Annotated in this window: 4 protein-coding genes; all 4 read left to right on the forward strand. The window is 66.4% G+C overall.

Annotation, left to right across the window (positions count from 1 at the left end):
* The coding region (locus B2284_RS10895; protein ID WP_286697510.1) for a hypothetical protein at window positions 1-1,977 on the forward strand (1,977 nt) is incomplete at its 5' end.
* Entirely contained in the window at window positions 1,974-2,249 is a 276-nt protein-coding gene (locus B2284_RS10900) for a hypothetical protein (RefSeq protein ID WP_286697511.1), read from the forward strand. The genes B2284_RS10895 and B2284_RS10900, both read left to right, overlap by 4 nt.
* Window positions 2,246-2,908 (forward strand): hypothetical protein, encoded by a 663-nt coding sequence (locus B2284_RS10905; RefSeq protein WP_286697512.1) that lies wholly within the window; start codon window positions 2,246-2,248, stop codon window positions 2,906-2,908. The genes B2284_RS10900 and B2284_RS10905 overlap by 4 nt, the downstream gene beginning before the upstream one ends.
* An 86-nt stretch (window positions 2,909-2,994) precedes the next feature.
* On the forward strand, window positions 2,995-3,584 hold a 590-nt coding region (locus B2284_RS10910; protein ID WP_286697513.1), incomplete at its 3' end, for a hypothetical protein.

The following is a 3,584-nucleotide window of genomic DNA, read 5'->3' on the forward strand; positions in this document are numbered from 1 at the left end:
CGCTCGTGGGGACAGTACACGTCACTCATCGACGCGGCCCGCAAGACGGGCTCGATCTGGACAGTGTCACGCGCCGTCAACGCGGGCGACCCGAACAGCACGATCACGCCGTGGGGCATGGACGCGCGCATCGCGCTGTTCGATGCGTTCAAGGCGCTCGGCTCCTCGATCGTGCCCGGCTCCACGTCGACGCCGACGTCGTCACCCGCGAGCGTCCCACCCGAAGCGATCCCCGCGTCCGTGGCGACCGTGACGGCCGCGATGACGGCACTGTACAACCGCGACAAGGGCGTGTACTGGGGCAACGGGTGGCGCGGGTGGCGTGAACTTCCTGACGGCATCAGCTCCGGCGCGTGGTGCGCCGCTTTCATCCAGCTCGGCCTCATCAAGGCGTGCGGCTACAACTGGGGCAAGTACTGCTCGGCGCCGGCGTACACGGTCGCGCTCGACCAGTGGATGCGCCGCTCACCCATGTTCACGCAGACGTCATACGCGAGCGCGCGTGAGGGCGACATCGTCTTCTTCCTCAACTCGGCTGGCACGTATCACGTCGAGTATGTGCGTCGCGGCCCGACGTCGAGCACGTCACACGACATGCAGACCATTGGCGGCAACACGTCGACGCCCGGCATCAGCCAATCTTTGAGCGCGGGTGGCACCGCCGCGATGAAGACGCGCGACGACCGCTACCTGAAGCTGCGCATCTGGCGCCCCACGTATGTCGCCGCGACCGACACGCCGGCCGAAACGCCGACAACGCCCGCCGAGGGCGACGCGCCCGCACCGAGCGGGCGCCCCACCCTCGACTCCGCCGACATTCCCGACGCGCCGCTGACGACGATGAACCCGATCGACGAGCTGCGCGTCAGCGAGGCTTTTGTCGAATCGTTGCACTCGTCGGCGGCGAAGGTATGCAAGGTTGACGCATATCTTGGCCGTGACCTCATCCTGTCGGGCCTGCCCATCGTCGCGTCCGCGTCAAAGATCGCCGTCGACGCGAACTCGACGGTACGCCGGCAAGCATCGCTCGAGTTCGCGCTCGACCAGTGGGGCGGCACATTCCGTGACCTGTGGGACGTCCTCGCCTACCCCGGCATGAGGCTACGCGTACGCTCCGGCTTCTCATGGGGCGGCGCCGAAGAAACCGTCCCAGTCGGCGAGTTCCTGTGCGACGACCCGCAAGTCGAGTGGCCGTCCGGGCGGATCAAGGTCGAAGCGCCCGACACGATGGCACTCGTCGGCATGTGCGGATTCGGTGGCATCACCAACTTCGCCGGGTACACACACCTCGACGTCTTTCGCTGGCTCATCGCCGAAGCCGACGCCGGCGCCGGAGTCATCGACCTATCCGGTGGCCTCGCCGACGCAAACAACATCCCATTCATCACGAAGGATGCGACGCAGACGGCACGCATCGACATGATCACCGAGCTCGCCGCGTCGATCGGCTGCGAGATCTTCAAGAGTCCCGTCGCGGGCCTGTATGTCGTGCGGCCGGTGCAGACGCCGGGTGTCGCGTCACGGTGGACGACGCGGGTGGGTCAGGACTTGACGCAGGTCACGAAGCAGGCGAAGAACAGCAGCGTGAAAAACGAGTGGCACGTCGTGTCTGAGCGCGCCGATCAGGGGCGGGGGCGTGGCGTGTGGCGCGACACGAACCCCGACTCTGCGACACGCGTCGACGGGCCATTCGGGCGCCGCACCGGCACCTATACGACGTCACTCATCGACGCCGACGACCGTGAAGCACTCGAAATGATGGCCGCCGCGATCGGCGCCCGCTTCATGGGCTCAGCCGTCGACATCTCATGGAAAGCCCTCGCCAACCCGCTCATGGAAGGCGGCGACGCCGTCGACGTCATCACCGACGAGCACGCCTACGGGTGCGTAGTCGACCGATTTGACATCCCCCTGGGCGCGCAGCGCGTCGCCGACGCGCAAGCACGCTCACTGACAATCCCAGGAGTGACGACGTGAGGACACCCCAGTATCAGCGGCCACGCTCACAAAGCGTGCACGGACGCCTGTCATGGGTCGACGACACACCAGACCCGGTCACAGGAAACCGTGAGCCCGCCCTCGTCGTCATCGACGAGGGCGAAACGTACGCCGTGCACCCCGTCGGCATGGCCGCTGCTGTCGGCGACATCGTCGCGCTCACGTGGGTCGGTGACACGCTTCTCATCTCTGGCGTCATCGCGCACGCCCCGAAGGAATCCACCCCACCAGCCGAGGAGGCGACCGAATGACCGCGTCGAGCAAAGAGACCGGACTGCCCTGGAGCGAAGGCTCCGACCTCGTCAAGAGCATCCCCGCGACAGAGCAGATGCGCGACCGGCAGCTCGCGGGCGCGCTGACCCTCACCGCGGTCAGCGAGCAGGACTTGCTGTCGCGCTTCTCGTCGCTCGGTTCGAATGATTACAGGCGGGTGCGTATCCCCTCCCTGAATCAGATCCGCGAGTGGGACGGGCAGCAGTGGCTCATCTACGACACGAAACCGATTCGCGTCACCGACAGCGGGGCATACCGGCTGTGGTACACCGGCCCAAACAATACGGCGCTGAACATCGGATCGGGCAAGCTGTGGTACGAGTATCAGCGCCAGGGGCGCACCTTCAAATGGCAGCTCTACCTCGAGCGCGCCGAAAATAGCAATCTGGGTGCCGGTGTCTACTACTTCCAGAGCCCTGTCGCGATCCGCTACACAGGGAGCATCAGCGACAACGCCGGCTGGGTGCGCTGCGCGGCGGACTCGTGGGAGACGCCGACACGAGTTGTCTGGACCGGCTCGTCAACCTTCCGTCTCGTCGCCGACAGCAAGACCGCGATCGGCTCTAGCTCACACTCGTGGGCAGCCGGAGACATCATCACTGCGGGCGGCGTCGCCTGGGTCGGAGGGTACAGGTGAGCCCGACCCTCAAAACTCTCGCCATCCGCCCCCTCGATGTGGGCCTCGCGCCGCTCAGTGCCACGTCAGGTGTCGCAGACGTCGAAGTGACAGTATCCGCCGACCGTGACGTCGCCCTCAACGACGGAACGTACATCGCCGGCGGCGTCCCGATCGTCGCAACGAGCATGCCGTCGACTGGTCTGAAGGTTCCCATCATCGCGAACGACGACCCCTCGATCACGACAGGCGCCGGATTCAGTCTCGTCGTGACAGCCCGCTACTCGCCGCGCCGCGGGCAGCACCGGCAGCGCACCGAGCTCGTGCGCCGCATCCTCATCACCAGCGCCGACCCGGACGTCGTCAACTTCGCCGACATGAAACCAGTCAGGCTCGTGCCCTTCTACATGCGCCCGGCGGAGTACGTCACGCACCTTGAGACGAACCTGTCTCAGGCGCAGACCGACCTGACGGCCGCACAGTCGACTGTCGCGGCGCAGACGCAGACGATCGCCGCCGTGCAGGCGCGCAACGCCTCACAAGCCGCGATGATCAGCGACCTCCAGGCGCAGTCGGCGGCGCTCACGCGGCAGGTGAAGCAGCTCCAGGATCAGGTCGCATACCTCATCGCGCACGGTGGCACGCCTCCCGTGACTTCGCCGTCAACCCCGGACGTCACCGCCACCGACCTCGGCGG

Source organism: Dermacoccus sp. UBA1591 (genome assembly GCF_002322065.1).
Lineage (GTDB): Bacteria > Actinomycetota > Actinomycetes > Actinomycetales > Dermatophilaceae > Dermacoccus > Dermacoccus nishinomiyaensis.

Coding starts and splice junctions, on each gene's coding strand:
- B2284_RS10905 (WP_286697512.1), top strand. CDS start 2,246: ATGACCGCGTCGAGCAAAGAGACCGGACTGCCCTGGAGCGAAGGCTCC.